This window comes from Citrobacter sp. R-1.5.2 (genome assembly GCF_035064245.1).
Taxonomy (GTDB): Bacteria; Pseudomonadota; Gammaproteobacteria; order Enterobacterales; family Enterobacteriaceae; genus Citrobacter.
This window is the reverse complement of sequence record NZ_JASEYC010000002.1, coordinates 514,083-540,727: the sequence shown is the minus strand read 5'-3', so window position 1 is coordinate 540,727 and position 26,645 is coordinate 514,083. Positions and strand designations below refer to the sequence as shown.

Annotated in this window: 32 protein-coding genes, 3 tRNA genes and 2 pseudogenes; 18 read left to right on the top strand and 19 right to left on the bottom strand. The window is 49.3% G+C overall.

Going from position 1 to position 26,645, the window contains the following annotated elements; genetic code table 11:
* Position 1: 1 nt before the first annotated feature.
* Positions 2–559 carry a DJ-1/PfpI family protein gene (locus QMN38_RS06640; RefSeq protein ID WP_323604730.1) on the bottom strand — a complete coding sequence of 186 codons (558 nt, stop codon included), beginning with the start codon at positions 557–559 and terminating at the stop codon, positions 2–4.
* A 546-nt stretch (positions 560–1,105) separates the two neighbouring features.
* Between QMN38_RS06640 and QMN38_RS06635 the strand changes: the two genes are divergently transcribed.
* Positions 1,106–1,609, top strand: a complete 504-nt coding sequence (locus QMN38_RS06635) for a non-heme ferritin-like protein (protein WP_271442707.1) — start codon at positions 1,106–1,108, stop codon at positions 1,607–1,609.
* Positions 1,610–1,689: 80 nt separating this feature from the next.
* On the opposite strand, the gene QMN38_RS06630 is transcribed toward QMN38_RS06635, so the two are convergent.
* Positions 1,690–1,941 (bottom strand): DUF2766 family protein, encoded by a 252-nt coding sequence (locus QMN38_RS06630; RefSeq protein ID WP_005127709.1) that lies wholly within the window; start codon positions 1,939–1,941, stop codon positions 1,690–1,692.
* Positions 1,942–2,072: 131 nt separating this feature from the next.
* Here QMN38_RS06630 and QMN38_RS06625 point away from each other — a divergent pair, with 131 nt between their 5' ends.
* Entirely contained in the window at positions 2,073–3,494 is a 1,422-nt protein-coding gene (locus QMN38_RS06625; RefSeq protein WP_271450235.1) for an MFS transporter, read from the top strand.
* A gap of 38 nt (positions 3,495–3,532) precedes the next feature.
* Here QMN38_RS06625 and QMN38_RS06620 read toward each other — a convergent pair whose 3' ends face one another.
* Positions 3,533–4,171 carry an RpiB/LacA/LacB family sugar-phosphate isomerase gene (locus tag QMN38_RS06620; RefSeq protein WP_323604729.1) on the bottom strand — a complete coding sequence of 213 codons (639 nt, stop codon included), beginning with the start codon at positions 4,169–4,171 and terminating at the stop codon, positions 3,533–3,535.
* Positions 4,172–4,440: 269 nt separating this feature from the next.
* Between QMN38_RS06620 and QMN38_RS06615 the strand changes: the two genes are divergently transcribed.
* The gene (locus tag QMN38_RS06615) at positions 4,441–4,776 is read left to right on the top strand and encodes a YecR-like family lipoprotein (protein WP_323604728.1); all 336 of its coding nucleotides are present in this window, start codon (positions 4,441–4,443) and stop codon (positions 4,774–4,776) included.
* A 192-nt stretch (positions 4,777–4,968) separates the two neighbouring features.
* Positions 4,969–5,466 carry a non-heme ferritin gene (gene ftnA / locus QMN38_RS06610; protein ID WP_005127719.1) on the top strand — a complete coding sequence of 166 codons (498 nt, stop codon included), beginning with the start codon at positions 4,969–4,971 and terminating at the stop codon, positions 5,464–5,466.
* Between the two features lie 45 nt (positions 5,467–5,511).
* On the opposite strand, the gene QMN38_RS06605 is transcribed toward ftnA, so the two are convergent.
* The gene (locus tag QMN38_RS06605) at positions 5,512–5,751 is read right to left on the bottom strand and encodes a YecH family metal-binding protein (RefSeq protein ID WP_005127720.1); all 240 of its coding nucleotides are present in this window, start codon (positions 5,749–5,751) and stop codon (positions 5,512–5,514) included.
* 233 nt (positions 5,752–5,984) lie between these two features.
* Here QMN38_RS06605 and tyrP point away from each other — a divergent pair, with 233 nt between their 5' ends.
* Complete coding sequence (gene tyrP / locus QMN38_RS06600; RefSeq protein ID WP_202038372.1) at positions 5,985–7,196, top strand: tyrosine transporter TyrP; 1,212 nt, start codon at positions 5,985–5,987, stop codon at positions 7,194–7,196.
* Positions 7,197–7,276: 80 nt separating this feature from the next.
* Here the strand turns inward: tyrP and QMN38_RS06595 are convergent, their stop codons facing one another.
* The 4 genes from QMN38_RS06595 to QMN38_RS06580 all read right to left on the bottom strand — a co-directional run bounded on the left by QMN38_RS06595 (position 7,277) and on the right by QMN38_RS06580 (position 9,904).
* Positions 7,277–7,942 carry a YecA/YgfB family protein gene (locus QMN38_RS06595; protein ID WP_271450233.1) on the bottom strand — a complete coding sequence of 222 codons (666 nt, stop codon included), beginning with the start codon at positions 7,940–7,942 and terminating at the stop codon, positions 7,277–7,279.
* A 207-nt stretch (positions 7,943–8,149) separates the two neighbouring features.
* The gene (locus QMN38_RS06590; RefSeq protein WP_271450232.1) at positions 8,150–8,431 is read right to left on the bottom strand and encodes a heavy-metal-associated domain-containing protein; all 282 of its coding nucleotides are present in this window, start codon (positions 8,429–8,431) and stop codon (positions 8,150–8,152) included.
* Positions 8,428–8,784, bottom strand: coding sequence for a mercuric transporter MerT family protein (locus QMN38_RS06585; RefSeq protein WP_202038371.1), 357 nt, complete (start codon positions 8,782–8,784; stop codon positions 8,428–8,430). Before QMN38_RS06585 ends, QMN38_RS06590 begins: the two co-directional genes overlap by 4 nt.
* Complete coding sequence (locus QMN38_RS06580) at positions 8,762–9,904, bottom strand: transglutaminase-like domain-containing protein (protein WP_323604727.1); 1,143 nt, start codon at positions 9,902–9,904, stop codon at positions 8,762–8,764. Before QMN38_RS06580 ends, QMN38_RS06585 begins: the two co-directional genes overlap by 23 nt.
* Positions 9,905–10,223: 319 nt before the next feature.
* Between QMN38_RS06580 and QMN38_RS06575 the strand changes: the two genes are divergently transcribed.
* A complete protein-coding gene (locus QMN38_RS06575; protein WP_271454226.1) occupies positions 10,224–11,243 on the top strand; it encodes a patatin-like phospholipase family protein in 1,020 nt (339 codons plus the stop codon).
* A 121-nt stretch (positions 11,244–11,364) separates the two neighbouring features.
* Here the strand turns inward: QMN38_RS06575 and QMN38_RS06570 are convergent, their stop codons facing one another.
* On the bottom strand, positions 11,365–11,835 hold the full coding sequence (locus QMN38_RS06570) for an SRPBCC family protein (protein ID WP_323604726.1): 471 nt from the start codon (positions 11,833–11,835) through the stop codon (positions 11,365–11,367).
* Positions 11,836–12,055: 220 nt separating this feature from the next.
* Between QMN38_RS06570 and QMN38_RS06565 the strand changes: the two genes are divergently transcribed.
* The 5 genes from QMN38_RS06565 to QMN38_RS06545 all read left to right on the top strand — a co-directional run bounded on the left by QMN38_RS06565 (position 12,056) and on the right by QMN38_RS06545 (position 16,862).
* The gene (locus tag QMN38_RS06565; RefSeq protein WP_323604725.1) at positions 12,056–12,400 is read left to right on the top strand and encodes a hypothetical protein; all 345 of its coding nucleotides are present in this window, start codon (positions 12,056–12,058) and stop codon (positions 12,398–12,400) included.
* A 745-nt stretch (positions 12,401–13,145) separates the two neighbouring features.
* Positions 13,146–13,817 (top strand): SOS response-associated peptidase, encoded by a 672-nt coding sequence (locus QMN38_RS06560; RefSeq protein ID WP_323604724.1) that lies wholly within the window; start codon positions 13,146–13,148, stop codon positions 13,815–13,817.
* 263 nt (positions 13,818–14,080) lie between these two features.
* Positions 14,081–15,265: an MFS transporter gene (locus QMN38_RS06555; RefSeq protein ID WP_239606421.1), complete on the top strand. Its 1,185-nt coding sequence runs from the start codon at positions 14,081–14,083 to the stop codon at positions 15,263–15,265.
* A 26-nt stretch (positions 15,266–15,291) separates the two neighbouring features.
* Positions 15,292–15,984, top strand: a complete 693-nt coding sequence (locus QMN38_RS06550; protein WP_267449876.1) for a gamma-glutamylcyclotransferase — start codon at positions 15,292–15,294, stop codon at positions 15,982–15,984.
* Entirely contained in the window at positions 15,981–16,862 is an 882-nt protein-coding gene (locus QMN38_RS06545) for a LysR family transcriptional regulator (protein ID WP_239606423.1), read from the top strand. Before QMN38_RS06550 ends, QMN38_RS06545 begins: the two co-directional genes overlap by 4 nt.
* A 133-nt stretch (positions 16,863–16,995) precedes the next feature.
* On the opposite strand, the gene QMN38_RS06540 is transcribed toward QMN38_RS06545, so the two are convergent.
* The gene (locus QMN38_RS06540) at positions 16,996–17,868 is read right to left on the bottom strand and encodes a LysR family transcriptional regulator (protein ID WP_073519981.1); all 873 of its coding nucleotides are present in this window, start codon (positions 17,866–17,868) and stop codon (positions 16,996–16,998) included.
* A 124-nt stretch (positions 17,869–17,992) separates the two neighbouring features.
* Here QMN38_RS06540 and QMN38_RS06535 point away from each other — a divergent pair, with 124 nt between their 5' ends.
* The 3 genes from QMN38_RS06535 to QMN38_RS06525 are packed head-to-tail and all read left to right on the top strand — an operon-like array spanning position 17,993 to position 19,743.
* Positions 17,993–18,700: an AzlC family ABC transporter permease gene (locus tag QMN38_RS06535; RefSeq protein ID WP_087050607.1), complete on the top strand. Its 708-nt coding sequence runs from the start codon at positions 17,993–17,995 to the stop codon at positions 18,698–18,700.
* Complete coding sequence (locus QMN38_RS06530; RefSeq protein WP_087050606.1) at positions 18,697–19,005, top strand: AzlD family protein; 309 nt, start codon at positions 18,697–18,699, stop codon at positions 19,003–19,005. The genes QMN38_RS06535 and QMN38_RS06530 overlap by 4 nt, the downstream gene beginning before the upstream one ends.
* Positions 19,006–19,047: 42 nt before the next feature.
* The gene (locus QMN38_RS06525; RefSeq protein ID WP_323604723.1) at positions 19,048–19,743 is read left to right on the top strand and encodes an alpha/beta fold hydrolase; all 696 of its coding nucleotides are present in this window, start codon (positions 19,048–19,050) and stop codon (positions 19,741–19,743) included.
* Positions 19,744–19,803: 60 nt separating this feature from the next.
* On the opposite strand, the gene umuC is transcribed toward QMN38_RS06525, so the two are convergent.
* Both umuC and QMN38_RS26965 read right to left on the bottom strand, forming a co-directional pair.
* A complete protein-coding gene (gene umuC, locus QMN38_RS06520; protein ID WP_416348257.1) occupies positions 19,804–20,553 on the bottom strand; it encodes a translesion error-prone DNA polymerase V subunit UmuC in 750 nt (249 codons plus the stop codon).
* Positions 20,554–20,571: 18 nt separating this feature from the next.
* Positions 20,572–20,724: pseudogene (locus QMN38_RS26965) on the bottom strand (S24 family peptidase); the annotation flags it as partial.
* Here QMN38_RS26965 and QMN38_RS06515 point away from each other — a divergent pair.
* Positions 20,673–20,939, top strand: a complete 267-nt coding sequence (locus QMN38_RS06515) for a DinI-like family protein (RefSeq protein WP_323604721.1) — start codon at positions 20,673–20,675, stop codon at positions 20,937–20,939. The pseudogene QMN38_RS26965 and the gene QMN38_RS06515 sit on opposite strands and share 52 nt — an antisense overlap.
* Before the next feature lie 361 nt (positions 20,940–21,300).
* Here QMN38_RS06515 and QMN38_RS06510 read toward each other — a convergent pair whose 3' ends face one another.
* Entirely contained in the window at positions 21,301–21,534 is a 234-nt protein-coding gene (locus tag QMN38_RS06510) for a hypothetical protein (RefSeq protein WP_323604720.1), read from the bottom strand.
* A gap of 196 nt (positions 21,535–21,730) precedes the next feature.
* Between QMN38_RS06510 and QMN38_RS06505 the strand changes: the two are divergent.
* Positions 21,731–22,270: pseudogene (locus QMN38_RS06505) on the top strand (tyrosine-type recombinase/integrase); the annotation flags it as partial.
* A 118-nt stretch (positions 22,271–22,388) separates the two neighbouring features.
* Here the strand turns inward: QMN38_RS06505 and QMN38_RS06500 are convergent.
* The 6 genes from QMN38_RS06500 to uvrY form a co-directional block, all read right to left on the bottom strand.
* Positions 22,389–22,475, bottom strand: a tRNA-Leu gene (locus tag QMN38_RS06500).
* 12 nt (positions 22,476–22,487) lie between these two features.
* Positions 22,488–22,561 (bottom strand) — tRNA-Cys (locus QMN38_RS06495).
* A gap of 51 nt (positions 22,562–22,612) precedes the next feature.
* Positions 22,613–22,688, bottom strand: a tRNA-Gly gene (locus QMN38_RS06490).
* A gap of 151 nt (positions 22,689–22,839) precedes the next feature.
* Positions 22,840–23,388: a CDP-diacylglycerol--glycerol-3-phosphate 3-phosphatidyltransferase gene (pgsA, locus tag QMN38_RS06485; RefSeq protein ID WP_003030490.1), complete on the bottom strand. Its 549-nt coding sequence runs from the start codon at positions 23,386–23,388 to the stop codon at positions 22,840–22,842.
* 55 nt (positions 23,389–23,443) lie between these two features.
* A complete protein-coding gene (gene uvrC / locus QMN38_RS06480; protein ID WP_271457146.1) occupies positions 23,444–25,276 on the bottom strand; it encodes an excinuclease ABC subunit UvrC in 1,833 nt (610 codons plus the stop codon).
* Positions 25,273–25,929, bottom strand: a complete 657-nt coding sequence (uvrY, locus tag QMN38_RS06475; RefSeq protein ID WP_137381533.1) for a UvrY/SirA/GacA family response regulator transcription factor — start codon at positions 25,927–25,929, stop codon at positions 25,273–25,275. The genes uvrC and uvrY overlap by 4 nt, the downstream gene beginning before the upstream one ends.
* Before the next feature lie 393 nt (positions 25,930–26,322).
* Here uvrY and QMN38_RS27195 point away from each other — a divergent pair, with 393 nt between their 5' ends.
* Together QMN38_RS27195 and QMN38_RS06465 are read left to right on the top strand one after the other, a co-directional pair.
* Positions 26,323–26,370, top strand: a complete 48-nt coding sequence (locus QMN38_RS27195; protein WP_418222342.1) for a hypothetical protein — start codon at positions 26,323–26,325, stop codon at positions 26,368–26,370.
* A 19-nt stretch (positions 26,371–26,389) separates the two neighbouring features.
* Positions 26,390–26,614 (top strand): DUF2594 family protein, encoded by a 225-nt coding sequence (locus QMN38_RS06465; RefSeq protein ID WP_005127733.1) that lies wholly within the window; start codon positions 26,390–26,392, stop codon positions 26,612–26,614.
* The last annotated feature ends 31 nt before the right edge of the window (positions 26,615–26,645 follow it).

The following is a 26,645-nucleotide window of genomic DNA, read 5'->3' as shown; positions in this document are numbered from 1 at the left end:
ATTACCAGGGGTAATAAATATGGTCAGCGTGATCGCGAACAGGAATATCGTCTTCTAACAGACGTGCAGAAAGCGTAAACGCAAAATCAAAAATATGGCCCAGTCCTTTGCCACTGATAAGATTTCCATCTTCAACAACAGGCGCGTCGACATACTCGCCGTCGGTGATGGTTTGCCACAGCTCACCTGAACACACGTAGCGCCGGCCTTTCAGTAACCCATTACCCGCCAGCACCCGCGCGGCTGCCGAACAAACCGGGCAAATCAGTTTTCCTGTATCGTCATGGCGAGAGATAAACTGGACAACTGCAGCACTGGCGGCAAGATTTACGCTACCCTGTGGTCCCCCTGGCAACACGATCGCATCGTAGAAAGCATCCCGACGGGCCTCCAGCGTACTGTCGGTCACCATTGGCACGTCATGATAGCTCACCACCGCACGGGACTCTGCGCAGGCCAGCGTCTCAACCTCAATTTGCAGGCGACGTAGAATATCAATAGTCACAATGGCTTCAGCCTCTTCAAAACCGGGTGCCAGCAACACCGCCACTTTTTTCATATACAACTCCTCGATTAATCCACCGATATCCAACAACAAATGCCGAATAATTCATTCCGTTAAATTTATTAAAACTGATCTGGCGCAAGAAATTAGGTTGAAGATAATTTTCAGACACATCACTTCACCGGATAATTCCCATCAAAACCAACAGTGATAATCACCAGACGTCATAGAATAGCGTGGCATGAAATTTAATTTTGAGACTTGAAACAGCATTTCATTATCTTTATTTTACATAAATACATTATAAATCATCTAATTACATTCACACCCATTATATACACAAATGGCATAGCCAAGAATATTGCTATACCAATATGTAAAAAAACATAAATAGGCCATTTTAAGGATTTTCTTAATGCCAAGCACGCGCTATGCTGATTCACGATCGGAAGCGAATATAATTCGTGATCATCTAAAGGACCGGCGGAACGGATTTTTTCTGCTAACAGTATTACTCGTACGTAGATGTGAAGTGCAACGGCAGCCCGTTGTACTGGCGTTGGTGACGTACTTCTCCTTTCTGGAAATAAGGATATTGATATGGCTGCAGTTGGAATTGTTCACAAACTCAACACGCAAATGAACCTTGAGTTTTACGCATCGAATCTCTACCTTCACCTCAGTGAATGGTGCTACGAACACAGCCTGACAGGCACCGCGACGTTTCTGCGCACTCAGGCGCAGGGTAACGTGACGCAAATGATGCGTATGTTTAATTTTATGAAAAGCGCAGGGGCTAACCCCATCGTCAAGGCTATCGATGTTCCCGGTGATGAGCTAACTTCGCTTGAAGAACTGTTTCAGAAAACGCTGGAAGATTATCAACAGCGTTCGCGTACGCTGTCGCGTCTGACGGATGAAGCCGAAGCATTGAACGACGCGCCAACCGTTGATTTTCTTCATGATCTGGAAAAAGAACAGCAGCAGGATGGCGTGCTGTTACAAACGATTCTTGATGAAGTTCGTAGCGCTAAACGCGCTGGATTGTGTATGGCGCAAACGGATAAGCATTTGCTAAACGTCGTAAACTACCAACATCACTGATACCCGATCGCGACAAATCTGCGCCTCCCGTCCTGAGAGGCGCAAAAAAACCTTTCTAAAACCTGAAACAACGGTTTATTTTAGTGAGACTCATTCTGCGGGGTGAATTTCAGCTCGATCAACGCAACCGCTTTTTGAATTGCGCGCATCGTAACGGGATCAGCCCCCGCGGGATGGCTGGAAAAGTCGATGCTTTTCAGTTGACTGGACATTTTTTCCCGAACTTCTACCGGGGCAATAACATCAATAACATCCAGGATTTGCTTGATAACCAACTGGCAGGCAACAACGTCCGAGAGCAGTTCCTGATCGGCATTCAGTGTTTGGGACATAGTGAGCTCCTTATAGAAAGGTCGTCATAGTACCCATTCAGCGCTCGAAACGGTAGCGGCGAAAGCAGTACAGCCGCGCTGAAAATAAAAAAACAGCTCCAGTTAATTTCGTTTGAGATGGCAAGCACAACATGAGTGAACATTTAGCGGTTGAAAATAAGCGGGGTCTTTCTCCGGCTGCACTACTGGTCGCCGGGGCCTTCTTTATGGAGTTCATCGATGGCACGGTGATTGCGACGGCCCTGCCCGATATGGCAAAAAGTTTCGGCGTGCAGGCCGTTGATCTGAACATCGGCATCAGTGCTTATCTGATTACGCTGGCGGTTCTCATCCCTGCCAGTGGCTGGATTGCCGATCGTTTTGGTGCCCGAAAAGTGTTTACCCTGGCACTGGCGATCTTTACCTTCGCCTCAGTCTTATGCGGACTCGCCACCAGCATTGAAGGCTTTGTGGCAATGCGCATTTTACAGGGTGTCGGGGGGGCACTGATGGTGCCGGTCGGCCGCCTCGCCGTTCTGCGTACCACGCCTAAACATCAGTTGATCACCGCGATCGCCACCCTGACCTGGCCTGCCTTAGTGGCCCCCATAATTGGCCCCCCCTTGGGCGGATTTATTACCAGTTATGCCAACTGGCGCTGGATCTTCTTTATTAATGTGCCACTGGGGTTGCTGGCGATAGCGCTGGCGCTGCGTTTTATCCCGGATATTCATGATGACGAACGTCGCCCGTTCGATTTTCCCGGTTTTATTGCCACATCGGTCGCGATGGTCAGTCTGGTATATGCGATGGAACTGCTGGGAACCCAACAGCCGCAGGGCTGGTTAACTGCGGGACTTCTGGTACTTGGAATCGCCACGTTCCTGTTTGCCCTGCGTCATTTTCGCCAAACCGCGTGGCCGATGATTCGTCTGGATGCCATGCGCGTTCCTACATTTCGTGTCACGATGTACGGCGGTTCTCTGTTTCGTGCTTCTATCAGTGCGGTACCCTTTCTGTTGCCACTGATGTTTCAGGTTGGTTTTGGTATGAATGCTTTTCATGCCGGTTCCTTGGTATTGGCCGTGTTTGTTGGCAACCTGACGATTAAACCCGCGACTACCCCGTTAATACGCTGGTTAGGCTTTAAAAAGCTGCTGCTGATAAACGGCGCGCTTAATGTGCTGGCGCTATTGGCCTGTGCGCTGATCACGCCGCAAACTCCCGTATGGGTAATTTTACTGGTGCTGTATCTGGGCGGCGTTTTTCGCTCAATTCAGTTTACCGGTGTCAGCACGTTGGCATTTGCGGATGTTCCTGCATCACAGATGAGCTATGCAAATACGCTGTTTAGTACAGCGACGCAACTGGCTGTTGGATTAGGGATTTCGTTGGCGGCTATCGGGATCCGCATCGGGGATCAAGTGAGTGAATGGTGGTCACTGGGGGCGATACCCGGCATCAGTTTCCGGCTGGCATTCGTCGCTATCGCCATGATTTGCCTGATAGGAATGGTTGATACGCTGCGGCTTACCCGCGATGCAGGAAGCGCTGTATCAAATAAACGTCGATAAGCCCGATAGTTCAGTTCACACTATCGGGCCAACCGGGTTTAGCCAATAACTTCACGGACAAAGGCTTCAATCGCTTTGTCCTGGCAGTTTTCAAAGAAACACTGCTGGAAACGTGGACCTGAAACGGCGGTTTTCACCAGTTCAGGATCGATAGCGCGCAGGGTATCAAGATAATTTTCTTTTACTACTGCCGCTTTCACCTGGTTCAAAATCCCCGCATTACGCACCTGCGGCTCTTTCCGCTCCGGCGGATAACCTTCACCATTACGACCGGTAAACGCTTTTTCAAACATATACCGGACGTTCAGTTCAGCCCCCCAGCCAAACCCTTTTGCAAAGGCCAGCGAGAGTGCATTACCGTTGTTGATCTGCGCAAACAGGAACGCATCCGCGGGATCAAGGCAGTAGCCGCACACCACACCGGGGTGAATATTCAGTGACATCATGGCTCCCTGACCCGTACCGCAGCCCGTGACAACGAAATCAACCGCTTTTGAATTGAGCAGAATGCTGGCCATGATGCCCAGATGGATGTAAGTCAGATGGTGATCATTTTCGTCGCTCATCCCGACGTTGAACACAGGAAAACCTTTTTCATCCGCGACAGACTTAAGCTCATGGTGAATGATCGCGTTTTTGCTTGCCTGGCTGTTTTCCATCATCAATGCAATTTTCATTGTGTACTCTCCTGAATGCGCCGCGGGGGGCCCGCCGTAAGTCATGACATTTCAGTCACATTACTATTTAGTAAATCAGCTTTCAAATTTTATGAAATTAAGTTTCATAAAATATCGAGATGCTCACGGTTTTTGCGCCAGCCTTCAGATTTGACTCATAAACAGGGTGTCGTTGTGATTAATCGCAGGTGATCTTCTGGCTATTCAGGCCATTGATTAGCCGTGATGTATGTCAGGATAGCGTATCACCGATTTTTCAGAGCGATTTCATGAAGACCTTTATTCTTGCCCTCTTACCGCTCATGCTGACGGGATGCACCATCACTAAGCAGGCTCAGGTCAGCGAAGCCAGCAACATTACCGGCGTGGTTCGTCTGACTTACAACCAGGCCATGCTACAAACAGCACGTACCGACGACTATGTTGCTCAGGGAACTGCGACAAAAGAATGTCAGCGCATGGGCTATGCCAGTGCAGTCGGATTTGGCCAGCCAGTTGCGACCTGCAGCGTTTATGCCGGTTCTCTGTGTTTGAATACCAAAATCACGCTGTCCTGGCAGTGTCACGGTGTTGCCGTACCACAAACTTCCACTTTCCATTATTAATCATTCCGACCAGCACACCTGCTGGTCATCTATTCTATTTTTATTTATATCATCAATTTAATAGCGTTAATGCGTTTTATTCCCATTCGCATTTTTAATAAATAACTTTATTATTTTACCTTTTGCAAATAATTAAATAACAAATTATAGTGGCACCACATCAATATATAATAACGTTCGTGGAGCAGAACCATGCTGAAAACAGAAATGATCGATAAACTGAATGAGCAAATGAATCTTGAATTATATTCATCCCTGCTCTACCAACAGATGAGTGCGTGGTGCAGCTATCACAGCTTCGAAGGTGCGGCCGCGTTTCTGCGTCGTCACGCCCAGGAAGAAATGACGCATATGCAGCGTTTGTTCGATTACCTGACGGATACCGGCAGCCTGCCGCGTATTAATACTGTTTCTTCACCGTTTGCAGAATATGCCTCCCTGGATGAACTGTTCCGTGTAACCTATGAGCACGAACAATTGATCACCCAGAAAATTAATGAACTGGCGCATGCGGCAATGACCCACCAGGATTATCCGACCTTTAATTTCCTGCAATGGTATGTTGCTGAGCAGCATGAAGAAGAGAAATTATTTAAATCTGTCATCGATAAGTTATCGCTGGCCGGTAAAAGTGGCGAAGGTCTTTATTTCATCGATAAAGAACTGGCAACCCTTGATACACAGAATTAATGTTGTTGGGTAACGGTGGCAGTTTGCCACCGTTATTCGAGAATCTTAGTGGCGGCAGATCTTGCTTTCATGCGTAGAGAAGCCGTCTTCTTTGGCAATAAACTTCCCCTTCGCCGCTAAAAACGCGACCAACTCGCCCGCCGTCATGCCTTCTGCTGAACAGGTGTGAAAGCGTGCCTGCTCACCAAACCGCGCGGTAATCGCCGCCTCAAGGCTGGCATGTGAATACTGCTCACCAGATTCAATCATCATGTTGAGCACTTCGTGACCGTGAATAGATTCCATACTACCTCCTCAATAAAGCCCGTAGCCTAATGTGAACCGCACAACGCTGCTTTGCGCTAACGCAGGTTTATGCGGGCAGAGAGCAGATAAATATCATTTTTAATACATCTTAAGCCTCAGCATCTGTAAATATTAATATACAGCACTTGTAACGGTGATTTGACGAAAATAGCGTTATGCCTTAACCTGCGCCGCAGATATAACCGTTGATTATCTCTGGGACAGAGGAAAGCGTGAAAAACAGAACCCTGGGTAGTATTTTTATCGTGGCGGGAACCACGATTGGTGCCGGTATGTTGGCAATGCCGCTGGCGGCGGCAGGCGTGGGGTTTAGCGTCACGCTGGTATTGTTGGTTGGGCTATGGGCCCTGATGTGCTACACCGCGCTGTTGCTGCTTGAAGTGTACCAGCATGTACCGGCAGACACCGGGCTTGGCACACTGGCAAAACGCTATCTTGGCCGATACGGGCAGTGGGTAACGGGCTTTAGCATGATGTTCTTGATGTATGCCCTGACCGCCGCCTACATCAGTGGTGCAGGCGAGCTATTGGCCTCCAGCATCAGTGACTGGACCGGAACCAGCATCTCGCCCACCACAGGCGTATTGCTGTTCACCTTTGTTGCCGGTGGCGTGGTGTGCGTCGGGACCTCACTGGTTGATTTGTTCAATCGTCTGTTGTTTAGCGCCAAAATCATCTTCCTGGTGGCAATGCTCGCGCTGTTGATGCCGCATATTCATAAGGTGAACCTGCTTACCCTGCCTCTTCAACAAGGCCTGGCACTCTCCGCGATCCCGGTTATTTTTACCTCATTTGGTTTTCACGGTAGCGTACCCAGCATCGTCAGCTACATGAACGGCAACATCCGTAAACTGCGCTGGGTGTTTATCAGCGGTAGCGCCATCCCGTTAGTGGCCTATATTTTCTGGCAACTGGCCACGCTCGGTAGCATTAACTCGTCAACGTTTATGGGACTTTTAGCCAATCACGCTGGCTTAAACGGTTTGTTACAGGCATTACGTGAAGTCGTGGCTTCACCGCACGTCGAACTGGCCGTGCATCTGTTTGCCGACCTCGCACTGGCCACCTCTTTCCTCGGTGTGGCACTGGGGTTATTTGATTACCTGGCAGATCTCTTTCAGCGCCGTAATACTGTGGCCGGCAGAATGCAAACTGGTGTCGTGACGTTCCTGCCACCGCTGGCATTTGCTCTTTTCTATCCGCGAGGTTTTGTCATGGCGCTGGGATATGCAGGCGTTGCCCTGGCCGTTTTGGCTCTGTTGATCCCTTCCATGCTGGCCTGGCGGAGCAGAAAACACAACCCGCAGGCAAACTACCGCGTAATGGGTGGCACGCCGGCGCTGGCGCTGGTCTTTATTTGCGGCATCGTGGTAATAGCAGTGCAGTTTTCTATTGCCGCAGGGCTGCTGCCTGAAGTGGGTTAACGAAGATTTTGCCTGATGGCGCTACGCTTATCAGGCCTACTATTGGCTCTGTAAAGTAAAGGGGCTTACGCCCCTTTTACTTAATGCAGGCAGCACTGTTTATATTTTTTACCGCTGCCGCACGGGCATGGGTCGTTGCGCCCCACTTTGGCATCAACTTTTACCGGGACGTTAACCGGTGTTTCCTGCGGATGTGCCATCCAGTAAGCATGCAGATCCAGAGCCGCCAGACGAATGGCATCCACGCTCTCTTCAAATGCCTCTGGTGTCAGTTTCTCCACCACTTCGAAGTTTTCTTCTGTCCCGTGTAACGCAATAGCATCAAGAGCGGGTTTCAGTGAATCAGGTAGCGTTGACCAATCCGACAACGCGACGCCTCGCATATAGCCAAAACACCACTCTTCTACGATAGTCAGCTCATGTTCTTCAATTTCACGCAGGCCGAACAGCGGTTCAAACTGCTCTGGGAACTCATCCAGACGATCGGCCGTATCCGCCATATGCTGGAACGCCAGATTCATGAAACGCGCCATTTCTTTTTCGGAGGACCAGCGCGGAACATACTGCGCACCACCCCAGATAGCGACCAGCCACTGCTCCGGCTCGATCTCATACGGTGAACTGAGCACCGCCGTCAGTAAGCCATCCAGCTCTGACACATCCAGAATAGACTTGTCCGTATTGTACTTAGTCAGCACATCATCCAGCCATTCCAGTTCGCTCTCGTTTAGTGGTCCCGTTTTCATAACGCTTTTCCTTAGTAAAAATTCTTGCCTGTGATTATCTTACATGGCTGGTGGGATAACAGATCCAAATGGGCATGAGCGGCTTACAGGTACCGCCAATTCAGGTTAACAGGAAACGAGGGGAATTCCGGTAGTTAACGCACAAAAGGGAGCATCAGCCGCCGGGCATCATACGCGGAAAACAGAACAAAACCACCCGAAGGTGGTTTATTGTGGCTCAATACGGTTCAACGTTGCGGTATACCCCGTTTTCGCCACCGCGTTAAGGAGCGTATCGGTAGAAAATCCCTCCGGGACGATAGCCTCTGCCTGCCGGGTTTTGAGCGAAGATTTGGCTTTAATCACCCCATCCGTTTCACGTAGCGCCTGATTAACCGAAATGACACATAGCGAGCAGGTCATATTTTGTATATCCAGCACCACTTTCTGATTGGCAGCCTGAGTCCACAATGGCAACAGTAGACATGCGATTAACGTAACAATCTTCACTCAAACACCTCATAAAACCAGGCCACGATCGTGGGGTAAAACAGCACGGGCAGAATCAGCGCCAACGCACACCAGTACAGAACGCGCGCTTGCTTCAGGGACAGCCATCCGGAACACCATAGTTTTTTAGAAAAGTAGAGTCGCCAGAAAACGCGTAACAATAACCCTAAGGACAGCAACATCAGGGGAATGCGCAGAAACTCAAACTGAGTGAACACGGCAAAGCTCGCCGCCGAAATACCAAACAGCAGATATAGCAGCGGTCCCACGCAACATAAGCCAGCCGTGACGGCAGCCGCGGCGGCCGTCAGTAGGGTCAATCCCGCCCCTTTAGCGTTGTTCTGTTGCGACATAGCGGTAAGAGAACGCTTTCGGGTCATAGAAATTGATGGGGTCACCATCGACTTCAGCATACGGATAACCAAAGTTGTTCATCGCGCCCTGCTCTGTAGCCGGGTACAGTTCAAAGTCACGACCATAGTTGAAGCCAACCCAGTTCATTTCCCAGTTGCCAAACAGATAGGTATTCACCGCCTGGACGTCCGCATCCTGATGTGTTTTTTTCTCTGCCAGACGCATTTTGGTCACATCGGCCGGATCACACGGTAGCCAGCCGTAGCCAGCCAGGTAGAACTCCGCGCGGCAGTGCTGCCCCCCACTTACATCGGCAACACCTGCACTGTCGGCTTTGCCAAAAGCACTTTTTGAGTAACGCTCCAGCTTGTTTGCTTTCCCAAGACGAATCCCGAACAATTCACGTGCAGGAATGCCGCTGGCTCGGGCCAGGGCGACAAAAACAGAGCTCATGTCGGTGCATTTGCCCTTGAGCTTCCCGCTTTTTAAAATCTCCGCGACATCCCCGGTTCCGCAGCCGATAACGTCATTATCACGCTCCATATGACTGCTCACCCACTCGTAAATCAGGCGAGCTTTTTTCAGCGGGTCTTGTTCATTACCGGTAATTTTACGCGCTGTTTCCAGGACCAGCCCATCAATCGGGGTGTGCGTTGTTGGTAACAAATATGGTTTTGCATCCAGCGGGTAAGTAATCTGTTCCGGTGCTTGCCAGTTTTTTAACGCGTCATGCTGCAGCGGTTCCCAATCGGCTGTCTCAATGTCGATATCAACCTTGATCAGCAGCTCTCCCTGCGAGTCAGGCCAACTGGCAAACAACGTTTTTGCGCCATAGACATTGTTGGTTGTGACATACGCCTGCTTATAATTGCCGCTAAAAGCAAGATTTATCATTTGCTGGAATGCGGTATCGACCGGCAAAGGGATCCACAACTTCACGACACCACTTGAACCCTTTGGTGGGTTGAGCTTATACGTTTGCGATAGCACAAAGCGCCGACGTGCCACCGGCATGATTGAAGGCTCAGCAGCCTGAACCGTCCGGCTAACAACCGAAGGGCCGACTAAACCGGCGGCGGAAAGGAGAACGCTATTTTTGAGAAATCGTCGACGTTGCATTGCTGTCTGTCCATGTTATGAGAGTTGAGCGGCGGCGGAATAAAAAACCGTAGGCGATCATCACAGCAGACAGACGCTGACATAAAAAGGCGAGTCGATGGAGGTTATTCATCAATAACAGACCTGTTAACTGTGAATGAAATAAGAAACTATGTGGCCGTCATTAAGCCACTTACCGGCGAGAAAGTACAGTAATGACGACATGAAGATCCCTCATTCTTATTAAGGAAACACCGCCGAAAACCTGTCTATATTTAAACGCAGGCACTTCACATATAGTCTCCCGCTTTCATGTTTCATACACTGAGAGGAAGTCAAAATGGCGATGAGAATACTGTCTATTGATGGCGGTGGCATCAGAGGCATCCTGCCAGGTATGCTATTAGTCGCACTGGAAAAGAAGTTACAAGATAGAGCAAAAAAACCGACAGCAAGAATCGCTGATTACTTCGATTTAGTCGCAGGCACCAGTACTGGCGCCATCCTCTGTTCTGCCTATGTGTGTCCCGACGCGACAGGAAACCCCAAATTTTCCGCTCAGGAAGCCGTCAACTTCTATCTTCAGGACGGCGATGAGATTTTTGACGTCGGCATTTGGAAAACCATCAGCTCATTAGGCGGTGTAAGTGATGAAAAATACTCGGCAACGGAACTGGAACGAGTATTAAAAACAGCCTTCGGTGATACAAAACTGAGTGAATTATTAAAACCAACCTGCTTTGTTGCTTATGATGTCAGCAGTCGTCTTCCGGTGATCTTCAAACAACACTCTGCCGTAGCCAAAAAACGGGATTTTCTGGTCCGAGATGTTTTACGTGGTACCTCCGCAGCACCAACGTACTTCGAAGCAGCGCGTATTTACTCACTTCCCCCATTACCGCAAAAGTATGTCCTGGTCGATGGTGGTGTCGTGGCAAACGATCCAGCACTGTGTGCTTATTCCGAGGCGATTAAGTTTTCAAACGTCGCTGGCATCAAAGACATGATCATTGTCTCTCTGGGTACCGGTAAAAAGCTGCAGGGTTATTCATATTCAGAGGTTAAAGACTGGGGACCCTTTGGCTGGGCGAAACCTGCTATCGATATCGCGCTCGAAGGTGGCCCGCAGATGACTGCCTACTATTTACAACAAATCGCCTCAACGGTAAAAAACGCGAAATATTACAGGCTTCAACCCGAATTATATGGTGCCGATCCAACGCTGGATAACGCATCGCGTGAGAATTTAGAACTGCTGCATAACGCAGGACTGCAAAATGCCGCGGCATTCGACAACACGTTAAATGAAATTGCCGCATTGTTAGTTAACAACGGCGGGATTTTTAACTTTCAGGGATAAAACTGCCTCTGAGAACAGAGGACTAAGAACCTATTCCAGCAGACGTCATTGGCGCAAACAGTTTGAGCACTGCCCGCGTCGAAATGGCAAGCAAAATAGCCCTAATGGGATAGGCTCTGAATCAGGATATATACACATGGGTGCCAAGTTTACGGGCTAATCCCTTCGCCCCCTCGCGCATTACCGTATCGTGGTTCCAACGAAATACCGGTGCCGCCAGTGGGGCAAGTATATTCATCCAGCGAATCGTGGTTCGTACATTCCAGTCGTACCTGACAATAGTTTCCCTACCGGTATCAATAAAAGACCATACCCCACGCCCTTCAACCTCGCCGCTGGCAGCACCTTCAAGAAGAGAGTACTGCGAAATACTTAATACATTAATATCAAAGGTTAAACGATACGGAAGCACGCCCTTCCAGGTGTAACGATGTAACGCTCCGACCCCCTGTATATCGCCTTTTTTGATCTCAACAACACGCTCAAGGCTGCTCCACCATTCTGGCCACTGATCCGGGTGAGAGAAAACATCCCAGACATCCTGCAGTGAAGCCTCAACCCGCCAGAGTGTGGAAAACTGATAGTCAGCCATCGCCTTCTCTCTCCCCTATGGGGTGAAAAATCTGCGGCACCTGCCTGTGCTACGAACAGGCATAATCACCTGTGAGCTGTTTTTATTATAGTGCTTAATTACACCGGCCAGGCCCCCCAGAATCACCGCCTCAGCTGCAAGAAAATGGTTGTTTAGCGCCCGGATAAGAGCGTCATCAAACGCTATACTTTAATAGCCATATTATTTGTGAGTATTTATCATGAAACTGCCACAGGTATTTTCATGCGCCGTCCTTGCACTACTGCTGTTGGCATCTTCATCTGTTGCAGCCGGTACATTGCAAAGTCAGGCTCAAAGAGAGCAAGAGTTGAGTGCTGCGTTAGCTACCGGCAATGGCGTTATCGTGATTGGCGGAGCAGATGATTTTGCGTTTACGTTCAGAGCCCGTAACCGGATCCACAGACCCTTTGCGATTCAGGATGGCATTAACGATCCCCTCATAATGAGCGGTTTTCAGAACCACAACGATAACCCCGCCCGTGATGGGTTCATGAACAACCCGGCCCGGGGAGGGTTTATGCTGAACACGCCTATACGCCGATAAACGAATGGGCTAAATCATGTTGGTGAATTGGGCATTTTAGCGGTTTGGCTTTACTGGAGGGGTATTGCGACACAAGCTACTTGCTGTCAGTAAATCTCAGGCACAAAAAAACCACCCGTAGGTGGTTTCACGACACTGCTTATTGCTTTGATTATTCTATTCTTTCCCATGGTACCCGGAGTGGGACTTGAACCCACACAGCGCGAACGCCGAGGGATTTTAAATCGTGCGTGTTATCCTGATTTATCAATCAGTTGCATTATTTTTTCGCCAATAGTTCATTAAATTGAACTCTGAATATTCAAAAGGTTACTACTAAGATTAAACCTCAATGGTGAACACATTTACCCCGTTCAGTTTTCAACTCCTGTCAAAACCCCGACATCAACTCATGAACGAGGTTAACTCTATTATTTGAACTTAATCCTAAATTCATAGCGAAAAGTTGGGCCTTTTCCTCGTTATGCTCATACCCATTTCGTTCAAGAAACTCACGATATTGTGTCCTTCTGCTACTTGCTGCCTGAGTCTGATACAAAACATCTGCATAACGGTTTTGGTCTTTCCTTGGCATTCTATTCCTCCTGTTATAATTCCAAATATGAAGTATGTTCATTTTGTTTAATATGATTTGGTCCCACTGATGCCATTTACTATCTGCATCGGTGTTCAGGTGTAGGGTTCAAATCGTTTCGTGCAGGACGATTTCCTATACTTTCAGTCTTACATGTGACTAGAGGTTTCTATGTGTGGACGCTTTTCACAGTCAATGACGCGTGAAGACTATCTTGCCCTACTCGCTGATGAATCAGAACGCGACATTCCATACGATCCAGAACCCATTGGAAGATTCAACGTAGCGCCAGGGACAAAAGTTCTGCTTCTGAGCGAACGTGATGAGCAGTTGCATCTTGATCCAGTTATCTGGGGGTATACCCCCGGTTGGTGGGATAAACCGCCTCTCATTAACGCACGGTCTGAAACTGCCGCCACCAGCAGAATGCTTAAACCACTCTGGCAGTATGGTCGCGCAATTTGCTTTGCTGATGGCTGGTTTGAGTGGAAAAAGGAAGGCGACAAGAAACACCCCTTCTTTATTCACAGGGCAGACGGTCAACCAATATTTATGGCTGCGATCGGCAGCACACCATTCGAACGAGGAGATGAAGCTAAAGGTTTCCTGATAGTGACAACTGCGGCCGACAAAGGGCTGGTAGATATTCACGACAGGCGACCACTGGTACTGTCACCAGAAGCCGCGCGCGAATGGATGAGGCAGGATGCTGGAGGGAAAGAAGCTGCGGAAATTGCTGTCGACGGTTCCGTGCCGGCTGATAAATTTATATGGCACGCCGTTACGCGTGCCGTTGGGAATGTTGGGAATCAAGGACCAGAGTTAATAGAAACTATATGTTGATGCACGAAGAGATAGTGAGAGAATGTCAGCTTTGAGCGAAGAGCAGACTAAACCCGGCCAACTGACTCTTAACGGGGCCGCAGAAATTTTGCATCTGAGCTTTCGAAGCCCCTCCCCTGAAGACAGAAAATTTCTGTGTGCTGTGGAGACATTATATCTTTGCCTTAGGTATAAATAATTTTATTCCACATGAAATTTACATTATTTTATTTATCTGCTTGTCTAAATCAGACTGCACTCCTTACTTAAATCAGGAGGCAGTCATGCCATTTGTTATTTATGTTTTCACTATCAGTGCCTTTGCGCTCGGACTCGCGGAATTTGTCCCCATTGGGCTGACCGACGTCATGGCTCAGGGGTTGGGGGTGGGTGTGGAGCAGACCGGTGCAGCGGTTACGACCTATGCACTGGGGGCAACGTTCGCGGCACCCGTACTGTCTGCGCTGACCGCAAGCTGGAACCGGAAGAATGTGATGCTTACCACTGCCGTTGTATTTACCGCCGGTAGTCTGGCGGCCGCGTTTGCCGCCACATTACCTCAGCTACTGTTGGCGCGGTTCATTGCCGGTCTGGGACACGGCCTGTTTCTGGCTGCGGCATCCAGTACCGCTGCTCGTCTGGCTGGACCAGGTAAAGCAGGTAGAGCGGTGGCTGTGGTATTTGGTGGCTTTACTCTGGCGATGGCAATCGGCGTGCCGCTAAGTACATGGCTGGGAGGCGTGGTCTCATGGCGTCCAGTTCTCGGCGCTATTGCCGCTTTCGGCGCGCTCGGATTCCTTGGACTGTTGTTCGGTATGAAAGACCCCGTACGCAGCGTCCCCGGCGAACATAGTGGTTCAGCAATGCAGAATATTAGCATGCTGTTTAACCGTAAGTTACTGGCCGGCGCGCTGGTTACGGTGCTGGCGTATGCAGGCTCGTTTACGGCTTACACCTTTATCGCACCTATTCTGATGCAGGTGACAGGCGTAACCGGAGCAACGGTGAGTCTGTTTATGCTGGTTTATGGTATTACCGCTGCGGTAGGCAACATTCTGGGTGGAAAACTTACCGACAGCATGGGGGTGAATCGTGCCAATATACTCATTATTAGCGGCATTGTTATTGTCGTGCTGGGTATGTGGCTGCTGGCTTCCTCACCAGCGAGCATGGGTATTCTGGTTGCGCTGCTGGGTATGCTGACATTTGCCGCAGTGCCGGCACTGCAGGCCCGTCTGATTGGTGTCGCTGAGCAACATGCTCCTCATGCGCATGGCGTTGCTGCCGGCCTGAATATCGCGGGCTTCAACTCCGGTATCGCGCTGGGTTCAGTACTGGGCGGTCTTACCATCACACACGCCGGTATTGTGTATACCGGTATCAGCGGTGCGATTGTTTCTCTGCTCGGCCTACTGTTGCTGCTTGCACAAATCAGTCGCCGTCACAGCAGTAAATTTCAGCAGGCTTAAATCCTGTGCCAGGAAAGGGAGGTAATATGCTTACCCGTGAAGATATGCTCAATGGCGCATTTGTCAGAGCGCATGAAACGCTGCTCCCGGCACACATGCGCTGGGACGCTGAAAAAATACGGGCATCAATGTACTCCACTCTGGAGGAGCGCCCGATAGGCGCTCCTGTGTGGATATTTGCCTACGGGTCATTGATGTGGAATCCCGCGCTGGCGATTGAAGAAATGCAACGGGCCCGTCTGAAAGGATGGCAGCGCAGTTTCTGTATCCGGCTGATATCCGGACGAGCCACCCCTGATATCCCCGGCAGAATGTTATCTCTTGACGAGGGTGGAATAACCGAAGGTATGGCGTTCAGACTGCCGGAATCGACTCTGATACATGAGTTGGAGATGGTCTGGACGCGAGAGATGATTACCGGTCTGTACCGTCCTGTCTGGGCTGAAATTTCGCTCGGAAACGGTGAGGAAATTCAGGCGCTAGCTTTCGTATCAGACAGATTGCATCCGCATTATGAACAGGACAATCTTACAGCGACCGTAGCGTCGAGCATCGCATCTGCCCGCGGAGACATTGGCACGAATGCAGATTATGTATGGAAACTGCAGGCCACTCTGGGTGCGTTGGGAATACGGGATGATTACGTGAGTGAACTGGCCCTTGCTCTGCATGAGGCTCCCTGTAACGATAAACTTCATCAGCGAGGCGCTTCACTATGAGCCATCTGAGCCACCTGCGAACGTTTCTTGAGGCCTATCGCTCTGGCTCCTTTTCAAAGGCGGCAGAGCTACTGGGCATCACTCAGCCCGCAGCGTCACTACATATCCAATCTCTTGAGACTCTGGTTGGTAAGCGTCTGTTCATCAGGCAGGCCAGAGGCGTGACGGCGACCGAAGCTGCGGATGAGCTTGCCCGCTCCGTTTCACCCTTCATTGACGGTCTGGAAGAAAAGCTATCGTCTTTCCGGTCAGGCCCTGTGCGCGGGGGAACAATTAATCTGGCAGGACCGCCGGATTTTATTCATTCCCGGCTTGGGGCTGTAATGGCTCCATTAATGAAGGAGGGGTATCGCCTGCGCTTTCATACCGGCAATAAACAACGTATTTATTCCCTTTTGCATGACGGGAGCGCCGATCTCGCAGTTACCGCATCTATGCCTGATAACCGTCTGTACGGCTATGCACATCTCCTGACTGAACGCATGCTCCTTGTTCATGCTCCCGCTATGTCAGAGGTCATAGGATCAGAACCTGGTGCTGAAACGCTTGCCTCATTACCGCTGATTGCTTATGACGAAGAGTTGCCACTGATTAGAGCGCTCTGGGCCTCCATGTTTCAGAAAGCCCCTGAGATGCAGGCTGCATTCACCATTCCGGATTTACGTATTATCCGCGACCTGGTCTGCGACGGACATGGATGGACGGTGTTACCGGATTATCACTGTGACAATGACCTGAAAAGCGGGCGTCTGATTTCAGTTACACCTGCAGATCTCGCCCCGACTAATCATCTTTATCTGGTTTGGAACAAAAGGACGGCTAATAACAGCCGAACCGCCTATGTTCGGGATTACATTCTTAAAGCGTTTCCGCGTTGATGTCTGAGGCGAATGATTGACGACGCGTATCATAAGTTACGTATATCCGCTCCTGGCATAAAGCGGACTAAGAAGCTGAGCTGAAGGTCCGCTGTGAGCGAGGAGCGGACGTTGAGGCACCTAATAAATCGTCTTAACTTTCAACTTTTCTGACCCGTAATGTCCTGAGGAGCAAATCGTACAAACTATCCACTGCAGGAGAACCCTGGGAAGTATGGCTTCTGAACAATGAGACTTCCATGGGTTCAAGAGGCCCCAAAAGATGTTCACTGCCAAGAATTTGCAGATGAGGTGGCACGCTGCACTGGGTCAGAACGGCAACAGCCAGGCCACTTTCTACAGCTGTAATCTGTCCCGACAGACTGGAGCTGTTATACACCACCTTATATCTCCGCCCCTGCAGTGCTAGTGCGTTGATAGCACTACGTTTAGCAAGGCTTGTACTTTCATAAACCGCAATGGGTAATGGATCGCGCCGCCAGACCTCAAACTGTGGAGAACCCACCCACACCATCGGTTCATAAAACAGTAACGCGCCCTGGTTGGGTTGCTCCCGGGAGACCAGGGCCAAATCGAGATCGCCGCTCTCAACGCGAGGAATGAGTGACGTTGATTGCTCGCAGCTCAGTTCGATCTCGACTGACCCAAAGTTAGGGGCAAATCTCTTCAGCGCAGGGGTAAGGTATTTTGCTGCATAGTCATCAGGAACTCCCAGACGAATACGCCCTGTTAACTCCTTACCGTGAAATGCGGCCTGTGTTTCAGCATGAAGGTCGAGCATCCTTCTGGCATACCCCAGCAGTTTTTGTCCTTCAGACGTGAGTTGATGTTGACGAGGGCCGCGAAGTAAAAGCTGACACCCTAATGCAGATTCCAGCTTTTTAAGTTGCATGCTGACCGCAGATTGTGAGCGATGGACTTCAGGTGCCGCAGCCGAAAGCGATCCCGCATCCACTACCGCGACAAAACATTTAAGCCAGTCCATCTGGAGGTCTTGATGATGCACCTTTGAGCCTTGCATTCGATAATCAAATATTAATATCAATTATTATGCGTTTTTATCGATTCCACAACACTGTCATAGTGGCCCCCTGTTTGCTTTCACTGTTATGAAATTCATGAGGTCCCGGATGACGCATCACCAGCCCGATTTGTCTCAACTTAATCATTCGCTGATATGGGATGGTTTTCGGCAGCTTATCCCGGTTTCACTCTTTGTCGCTATTTTTGGTGCCGCCTTTGGCCTGGCCGCATCGCAGAAAGGAGTGGACCCGACGTCGGCGACAATGATGAGTTTGCTGGTTTTTGCCGGTTATGCTCAGTTCGCCACCTTAGAGCTTTGGACCGATCAGGTTCCTGTATTAACCCTTATCGCCACCGTTTTTGCCATTAATGCCAGGCATCTGTTAATGGGGGCCACTTTATACCCGTGGTTGCGCGCGTTAACACCCGCTAAACGCTACGGGATCATGATGGTCGTTTCCGATGCTAACTGGGCCATGTCCATACAGGCATTCAGCAGGGGAAGCGCGGGGTTGGGATTACTCTTTGGTGGCGGTCTTGCGTTATGGCTTTTTTGGGGAGCAGGGACCCTGGCAGGACTGTATTTTGGGAGCGTTATCCAGGATCCCAAAAGCGTTGGTCTTGATATGGTCATGGGGTGTTTTCTCCTTTCTATGGTGTTCGAAGGGGAAAGAAACCTGAGGATGTTGATTATCTGGGCCGCAGCGGCCAGTGCCTCGCTGATAGCGTATAAATGGTTACCAGAAAATAGTCATGTGATCGCTGGAGCCCTCGCCGGAGGTATTACTGGAATTATCATGAGAGAGAAAAAATGAGTATTGAGACGGTAGGCACAGGACCTCTTATTATTATTTTTATTATGGCGTTGGTCACACTCGTTACCCGATGGGGTGGTGTCTGGATTATGTCCTTTGTGCCTTTTAATCACCGAATAAAAGCCTTTATTCAGGGGATGTCAGGCTCCGTTCTCGTGGCGATTTTAGCCCCCGTTGCCCTCACAGGCGACAAAGGCGCTCAGATGGCATTATTGACCACGGCCGTCGTGATGCTGGTTTATAAAAGACCTTTAATAGCTATCACCCTTGGGATTGTCGTTTCAGCCTTGGTCAGATATTTTTAAACCGTTCCTGAGCTAATCCTTCGATACATTTAAGCGAGTGCTATGAGCCTAATGCCACGAACGATCGTTTTAATTCCCGGGTATATGCTGAATGAAATGCTCTGGCATGAATTTGAAACATACCTGCCGGCAAACTGTATTGTTCATCATGCTTCCGTAACCGGAGGACTAACCCTCCATGATATCGCGCAGCATATGAGTACCTGTCTGCCTGACAAATTTACGTTGATAGGTTTTTCACTGGGAGGGTACATTGCCCGGCAGTTTGCTGCAGATTTTTCGGATCGTGTGGAGTCCCTGGTACTGATTGCCAGTTCGTTACGGGAGGATACGCCATTAGAGGCGGAATCAAAGCGGCAAAGCGTGCAGTCATTGTCACCCGCAACGTTTAAGGGGCTGAGCAGCAATGCTATTGCCCGGTCACTGCACCCCCTAAACGCATCAGATCGGGATATGATTTCAACTATCCAGCAAATGGGACGTTGTCTCGGATTTGAAGCCTTCATTACGCAATCGACCTTAACCCGACAAGGTATTCCTTCAGTAACGATAGGTTGTCCCACTCTGGTTATTGCCAGTGAAAATGACGCCATCCGTTCCATGCAGGAGGCGGAGGAACTGGTCGATGCCATACCTGGTGCATCGTTGAGAACCATCAAGGATTGCGGTCATATGATCCCGCTCGAACAACCTGAGGCGTTGGCGAGAACCATTACTGAATGGATCTCAGTCGGGTAAATTACTGCAGTGGGTAAGGTCTGCTATTGGCACCGAGCGGACGAAGGTATCTGATGAAACTCATCTGACACTAAGAAGATCAGAATACCTGGTGGTGTAACGTGGTGAAAGCATTTCTCTCTTCATTGCCCACTGCTGTTGGATACCCTGTCCGGCGAAATAAAGTGCCCCTCTGCCTTCCTTTGCATTCAGATGGTCGAGAACTTCCATCAGTTTCTCGCTGCCACGACGTGGTGCATTATCATCGAACAAATTCAACTGGGCTATGCCCTGACTGAAGAAGTCTCCCAGCATAACCCCCGCTTTCTGATATCGATGTCCGTCTTTCCATATTGCATCCAGGCTTCGCGTCGCTGCTGCAATAATGTCCCGGCTGTCCTGTGTCGGGGTGAGCAGTTTCACTGATGCTCTGTTACCGTAGTACTGTTCGTTCAGCGCAAAGGGTGACGTTTTGACAAAGGTCGATATGAAGCGGCAATACTGATGCTCGCCACGTAACTTTTCTGCGGCGCGCGACGCATAACTGCAGATGGCCTGCCGCATAGCGTCATAATCGGTAATGCGCTCCCCGAATGACCGGGAACAGACAATTTCCTGCTTTACTGGCGCAAACTCCTCCAGTTCAAGACAGGGTTCTCCACGAAGCTCGCGCACTGTTCTCTCCAGGACAACATTGAAGTGCTTACGGATAAAACGGATGTCAGTATCTGCCAGATCAAGAACCTTTTTGATCCCCATAGCCTCCAGCTTCTTGCCAATTCTAAACGTCACAACGCCAAAGATATCCAGCGTATCTTCGCTGTTTATCATAATGGGTGCATAAGCACTGTTTTCAGGAACAAGCATAACTGCCGGGTTTAACTGCAGACGTTTAACAGTAAACTCGCCATCAATGGCAGCAATAACAATGTCCCCATGTACAGGCTTTTTTGATCGATCAACGATCCGCAAATCGCCATTACCGATACCCGCACCGATCATGGAATTTTGATGGGCTTCCCGGTGCAAAAGGCATCATTCCGGGCGAACTGAGTAAGAAGGCTCACCGGATTTACCCGGATGCTGATGTCCGGGTAAATCCGATGATGACACCGCCGGCGATCAACACTGATACCAGCAAATATGAGAAAGAACAGATAAGCAGGACGGTACAGGAAATGTTTGAAGAAGCTGAAATGTGGCTGGAGAACGAGTGACGAGTATGGAGAACATCATCATTTCTGGTACCAGGATTTACTTTCCTCCGGATAACCAATCGCCATCGCCATCTTCAGATTTGCTTACGTTCACCGTAGTGCGTAACATCGATACGATTAAAGAATATTTGTTATTGAGTCACCGCGATGGTCGGTGAGGGATAGCTTAATCTGCATTTTATAAAGAACCTACTCATGCCATAGCATCAGCAACGAAAATTGTACATAACGTTGTATAATGGCTTATCGTCGCCAGGTTTTAGACTGGTACAATCCGTTGTAACTGGCAATCATTCAATACTCGAACGATCGCCAGTTTGCTGTCGCTCCTCTTGCATAGCAGAGGTGCAGTACATTTGATTCAGGCACAAACCTTTTGCCGACGCAGTAACCTGATACCCAATAGGATAGGTCCAAGAAACGCAAAAGAAATAACCAAAATAATCAATTCAGGAAGCCAGAATGCAGAAATTAATATTAGTGTCATAACTTCCCAGTTGCGCAATTTCCCAGGTTCTTCGTACATTCTCAAAACATATAATGTCGAAAAAACACATAAAGCAAATAAAATATAGCTGATGATAATTAAAAACATACATAATCCTTTACACATAAGTCAATAACTGTGCTCACAGTTCAGAGTCAGTCAGCCCCAAAATATACAGCATATTCCTATTGCCAGACAACCCCTTATATGGTAGTTGCAGCAATTGATCTTCTCCCTGAAAACACTGCCCAAGCTCAGCGCGAAGCGAAGAGATTTAAATACCCTACAACTACATTAGGTGAGTATCAGGCAGTTCAAAGATGGCGATCAGGAGTTGGTTTTTCTGTATGAGGAACAAATTGTCCGATTGCTTGCAGCATGCGACCAGTCTGCAAACAAAGATTTAGGGATTATCGTTCGAATTTGTCTGGCGACCGGTGCACGATGGAGCGAGGCTCACGACTTAAAGTAATCTTCAAATCCGTCCTGGCCGTCTGACGTTTACGCAGACCAAATGCAAGAAGAACCGCACGGTGCCAATTTCACAACAACTACAGACGATGCTCCCTAAAAAGCGGGGAGCCCTCTTCTCACCTACATACGAGATTTTTAAGGCAGCTCTTGTACGCGCAGGTATAGAACTACCGAAACGACAGCGTACCCATAAACTACGTCATACATTCACGGGTCACTTCATGATACCAGGTGGGAGAATTTTGGTGTTACGGCAAATTCTTGGGCATAGCACTATCATGATGACAATGAGGTATACGCATTTTCCCCAAACCACCTTGATGTTGCGGTAGCACTCAACCCGTTCGATAATCGCCAAGAATCAAAATAGACAAACAGGAAGAATATGCTGTCATTTTGCTGCCACTGGTAAATGACAAAAACAAAAAAACCACCCGTAGGTGGTTTCACGACACTGCTTATTGCTTTGATTATTCTATTCTTTCCCATGGTACCCGGAGTGGGACTTGAACCCACACAGCGCGAACGCCGAGGGATTTTAAATCCCTTGTGTCTACCGATTCCACCATCCGGGCTCGGGAAGAAATTGGAGGCGCGTTCCGGAGTCGAACCGGACTAGACGGATTTGCAATCCGCTACATAACCGCTTTGCTAACGCGCCGAAATCTTCTGGCTTTCAGCCAAACATCCGCAAATGCCGATGTTTTAAATTTGGAGCGGGAAACGAGACTCGAACTCGCGACCCCGACCTTGGCAAGGTCGTGCTCTACCAACTGAGCTATTCCCGCATCACCAAGTAACTTTGTTAATCACTTGATTTTGTTATCGTCTGGCAATCAGTGCTGCCGTTCGATGCGTTGCATTCTACTTACCTGACGCAATGAGTCAACGATATTTTTCACCACTGACGATCGTTTGCTGAAATTTGCGGCGAAACGATCACTGATCAAGCAAATCTCCCCGTGCAGCGCTCAAATACTGGAACATTGACCATAAAGTCAGAATCGCGGCGACAAAGAAAAGTGCAATCCCGGCATACTCTACCCAGATATTTGGACGCCACAGCAGCCATGCCAGTGCCGCCATTTGCGATGTCGTTTTGACTTTACCGATCCACGACACCGCCACGCTACTACGCTTGCCAAGTTCTGCCATCCATTCACGCAGTGCTGAAATGATAATTTCACGCGCGATCATCGTGGCGGCAGGCAATGTCACCCACCAGCTGTGGTAGTGCTCCGTCACCAGCACCATCGCGATAGCCACCAGGACCTTATCTGCCACCGGATCGAGGAACGCCCCGAAACGTGTGCTTTGGTTCCAGCGGCGCGCCAGAAAACCGTCAAACCAGTCGGTAACGGCTGCGATACAGAAAATCAGCGCACAAACGAAGGGAGCCCAGGTGAATGGCAGATAAAACGCCAATACAAAGAATGGGATCAGAATGACGCGAAACAGCGTGAGCAATGTAGGGATATTAAATTGCATATGACGGATAACTATCTGTTGTCAGTGAAATTACCCCTATGTTGCTACAGAGGGCCTAATGTTTCAACGAGTAGAAGATCTTTTCTGCCAGAGCTTGCGAAATACCCGGCACTTTTGCAATTTCTTCGACACTGGCGTTACGAAGCCCTTGCAAACCCCCCATATACTTCAGCAACATTTGTCGGCGCTTAGGTCCAACGCCTTCGATGGTTTCCAGCGTGCTGGTGCTTTTCACCTTCGCCCGTTTTTTACGGTGTCCACTGATGGCGTGATCGTGAGACTCATCGCGGATATGCTGAATCACGTGCAACGCAGGGGAATCCGGCGGCAGGCTAAACCCCTCACCTTCCGGTTCAAAGAACAGAGTTTCCAGGCCGGCTTTGCGATCTGCCCCTTTTGCCACCCCCAGCAACAGAGGGTGCTGTTTATCCCAGGACACGTCCAGTTCAGCAAAAACAGCTTTCGCCTGCCCTAGCTGGCCTTTACCACCGTCGATCAAAATAACATCCGGGATCTTACTTTCTTCTATTACCTTACCGTAACGCCGACGTAGTACCTGGTTCATCGCCGCGTAATCATCACCCGGCGTAATACCCGTAATGTTATAGCGACGATACTCTGCGCGCAGCGGCCCGTTAGCGTCAAAAACCACGCAGGAGGCAACGGTCTGCTCCCCCATCGTGTGGCTAATGTCAAAACACTCCATGCGTTTCACCGCAGGCAGTTTCAGCACGGATGCCAGCGCCGTCAGACGTTGGGTAATCGTGGACTGCTGGGAAAGTTTGGTGGTTAACGCCGTAGCCGCATTAGTACGCGCCAGCTTCAGATATCGGGCGCGATCGCCTCGCGGCTTCGTCTGGACGTTAATCTTCCTCCCGGCCAGCTCAGACAAAGAGTCAGCCAACAGCGTCTTATCGCTAAGATTGAAATCAAGCAGGATCTCACCAGGCAAGGTACGCACCTGGCTACCCTGTAAATAGAACTGCCCAACGAAGGTTTCAACCACCTCGCCCAGCTCCGTTCCCCCGGGCACTTTAGGAAAATAGCTGCGACTGCCTAACACTTTGCCCTGACGAATGAACAATACATGTACGCAGGCCATCCCGGCATCAAATGCCACGCCGATGACATCCAGATCATCGCCAGTATTGGAAACAAACTGTTTTTCAGTGACACGGCGAACCGCCTGAATTTGGTCGCGGATACGCGCGGCCTCTTCAAACTCAAGGTTCTGACTGGCCTTCTCCATCCGGGCGATCAGTTGCGTTAACACCTGATCGTCTTTGCCGGATAAAAACAGCCGTACATAGTCAACCTGCTGCGCGTACTCTTCTTCACTCACCAGGCCGGCGACGCATGGCCCAAGGCAACGGCCAATCTGATATTGCAAACAGGGGCGTGAACGGTTGCGATAAACGCTATTTTCGCACTGACGTATTGGGAAAATTTTCTGCAACAGCGCCAGTGTTTCACGGACGGCATAACCGTTAGGAAATGGTCCAAAGTATTCACCTTTAGCATGCTTCGCACCGCGATGCGTCGCCAGACGCGGATGGGTATCGCCACTCAGGAAAATAAAGGGATAGGATTTATCGTCGCGCAGTAATACGTTATAGCGCGGTTGATACAGCTTGATGTAATTGTGCTCAAGCAATAATGCTTCAGTTTCGGTGTGTGTCACCGTGACATCAATCTGCTGAATTTGTGCCACCAGCGCTTCGGTTTTACGCGACGCGAGGTTGCTGCGGAAATAGCTGGAGAGCCGTTTTTTCAGGTCTTTCGCTTTACCGACATAGATAACCGTCCCGGCGGTATCGTACATACGATAGACGCCAGGCTGGCTGGTCACAGTTTTCAGAAACGCTTTAGCATCGAACTGATCGGTCACAGGCTTGTTAATGTCTCCGCATTACACAGGCCATGGCGAATTGCCAGGTGAGTCAGCTCCACATCACCATGAATGTTTAATTTACTGAACATTCGATAGCGATAGCTGTTCACTGTTTTGGGACTAAGATTCAGTTGCTCTGAGATCTCATTGACCTTCTGGCCTTTGGTGATCATCAGCATAATCTGCAACTCGCGTTCAGACAAACTGGCAAACGGGGTTTCCGTTTTCTCTGGCTCAATCTGGCTAAGCGCCATTTGTTGAGCAATATCGGAAGCAATGTAGCGCTGTCCGGAAAAAACCGAACGAATCGCACTCACGACTTCCTGAGGGGCTGCCCCCTTACTGAGATAGCCCGCGGCTCCCGCCTGCATAACTTTTGCCGGCAGCGGGTTTTCGGTATGAACAGTCAACATGATCACTTTAATGTCAGCCGAGGAACGCGCAATTTTGCGGGTTGCCTCCAGACCGCCAATACCGGGCATATTCATGTCCATCAGCACAACATCGACGGCGTTAGCGCGGCACCATTTGACCGCATCTTCGCCGCAGCACGCCTCGCCGACAACTTTAATGCCTTTTATATCTTCCAGAATGCGTCGTATCCCTGCGCGCACCAGTTCGTGGTCATCAACAAGAAAAACGTTGATCAAAGGAATATCTCCAGAATAGGGATAACGCTACCGATAGTTAATCGGTCCTATGTTAACGGGTTTTATCTCAACTTTGAAATCTAAAAAACACCCGACTTTCGATTTTGCTCTCGTTTTTGGAAATTAGATTGTACGAACCGTGGAAACTTTCATGGCTGAAGGGCTTTTGCCAGCGGTTATATCTGCATAGCTGTTTCAGAATAGTGACAAAAAATTCATATTCTTACGCCGAATGCTAAATAGGAAGGTAAGCTTGTAACAATAATTAACGAGTAAAATACTCGGAATAAACAAAGAGTGGAGAAAATATATGCACTGCAACATCTTGTTTATTTTAATCTCATTGGGTTTTGTTTGCGCAAAAAACAACCTCAGATATTTTTAGCCGAGCTTATGGTATACTCCGCCGCCTTGACGTTTGCCATCGCACTTTTTCATTGAAACATAACGAGGAAAATAAATGAGTACGCCTGATTTTTCCACTGCTGAGAATAATCAAGAACTGGCTAATGAAGTCACCTGCCTGAAGGCCATGTTAACGCTGATGCTGCAGGCAATGGGACAAGCCGATGCAGGACGCGTGATTCTTAAAATGGAAAAACAGATCGCGCTGATTGAGGACGAAACACAGGCCGCGGTATTTACCAGCACTGTTAAACAAATTAAACAGGCCTATCGTCAGTGATAAGAAACCGGCTGACAGCGATGCTCTCAGC

Excerpts from the sequence above, each read along its gene's own strand:
- QMN38_RS06640 (WP_323604730.1), bottom strand. The coding sequence starts at position 559 with ATGAAAAAAGTGGCGGTGTTGCTGGCACCCGGTTTTGAAGAGGCTGAA.
- QMN38_RS06555 (WP_239606421.1), top strand. The coding sequence starts at position 14,081 with ATGCCATTTGTTATTTATGTTTTCACTATCAGTGCCTTTGCGCTCGGA.
- QMN38_RS06595 (WP_271450233.1), bottom strand. The coding sequence starts at position 7,942 with ATGAAAACGGGACCACTAAACGAGAGCGAACTGGAATGGCTGGATGAT.
- QMN38_RS06605 (WP_005127720.1), bottom strand. The coding sequence starts at position 5,751 with ATGGAATCTATTCACGGTCACGAAGTGCTCAACATGATGATTGAATCT.
- QMN38_RS06565 (WP_323604725.1), top strand. The coding sequence starts at position 12,056 with ATGAAACTGCCACAGGTATTTTCATGCGCCGTCCTTGCACTACTGCTG.
- QMN38_RS06580 (WP_323604727.1), bottom strand. The coding sequence starts at position 9,904 with ATGCAACGTCGACGATTTCTCAAAAATAGCGTTCTCCTTTCCGCCGCC.
- QMN38_RS06575 (WP_271454226.1), top strand. The coding sequence starts at position 10,224 with ATGGCGATGAGAATACTGTCTATTGATGGCGGTGGCATCAGAGGCATC.
- ftnA (WP_005127719.1), top strand. The coding sequence starts at position 4,969 with ATGCTGAAAACAGAAATGATCGATAAACTGAATGAGCAAATGAATCTT.
- QMN38_RS06635 (WP_271442707.1), top strand. The coding sequence starts at position 1,106 with ATGGCTGCAGTTGGAATTGTTCACAAACTCAACACGCAAATGAACCTT.
- pgsA (WP_003030490.1), bottom strand. The coding sequence starts at position 23,388 with ATGCAATTTAATATCCCTACATTGCTCACGCTGTTTCGCGTCATTCTG.
- QMN38_RS06465 (WP_005127733.1), top strand. The coding sequence starts at position 26,390 with ATGAGTACGCCTGATTTTTCCACTGCTGAGAATAATCAAGAACTGGCT.
- QMN38_RS06625 (WP_271450235.1), top strand. The coding sequence starts at position 2,073 with ATGAGTGAACATTTAGCGGTTGAAAATAAGCGGGGTCTTTCTCCGGCT.
- QMN38_RS06570 (WP_323604726.1), bottom strand. The coding sequence starts at position 11,835 with ATGGCTGACTATCAGTTTTCCACACTCTGGCGGGTTGAGGCTTCACTG.
- QMN38_RS06530 (WP_087050606.1), top strand. The coding sequence starts at position 18,697 with ATGAGTATTGAGACGGTAGGCACAGGACCTCTTATTATTATTTTTATT.
- QMN38_RS06545 (WP_239606423.1), top strand. The coding sequence starts at position 15,981 with ATGAGCCATCTGAGCCACCTGCGAACGTTTCTTGAGGCCTATCGCTCT.
- QMN38_RS06585 (WP_202038371.1), bottom strand. The coding sequence starts at position 8,784 with ATGTCGCAACAGAACAACGCTAAAGGGGCGGGATTGACCCTACTGACG.
- QMN38_RS06560 (WP_323604724.1), top strand. The coding sequence starts at position 13,146 with ATGTGTGGACGCTTTTCACAGTCAATGACGCGTGAAGACTATCTTGCC.
- QMN38_RS06510 (WP_323604720.1), bottom strand. The coding sequence starts at position 21,534 with ATGTTTTTAATTATCATCAGCTATATTTTATTTGCTTTATGTGTTTTT.
- QMN38_RS06550 (WP_267449876.1), top strand. The coding sequence starts at position 15,292 with ATGCTTACCCGTGAAGATATGCTCAATGGCGCATTTGTCAGAGCGCAT.
- QMN38_RS06630 (WP_005127709.1), bottom strand. The coding sequence starts at position 1,941 with ATGTCCCAAACACTGAATGCCGATCAGGAACTGCTCTCGGACGTTGTT.
- QMN38_RS06525 (WP_323604723.1), top strand. The coding sequence starts at position 19,048 with ATGAGCCTAATGCCACGAACGATCGTTTTAATTCCCGGGTATATGCTG.
- QMN38_RS06535 (WP_087050607.1), top strand. The coding sequence starts at position 17,993 with ATGACGCATCACCAGCCCGATTTGTCTCAACTTAATCATTCGCTGATA.
- QMN38_RS06620 (WP_323604729.1), bottom strand. The coding sequence starts at position 4,171 with ATGAAAATTGCATTGATGATGGAAAACAGCCAGGCAAGCAAAAACGCG.
- QMN38_RS06615 (WP_323604728.1), top strand. The coding sequence starts at position 4,441 with ATGAAGACCTTTATTCTTGCCCTCTTACCGCTCATGCTGACGGGATGC.
- umuC (WP_416348257.1), bottom strand. The coding sequence starts at position 20,553 with ATGATAAACAGCGAAGATACGCTGGATATCTTTGGCGTTGTGACGTTT.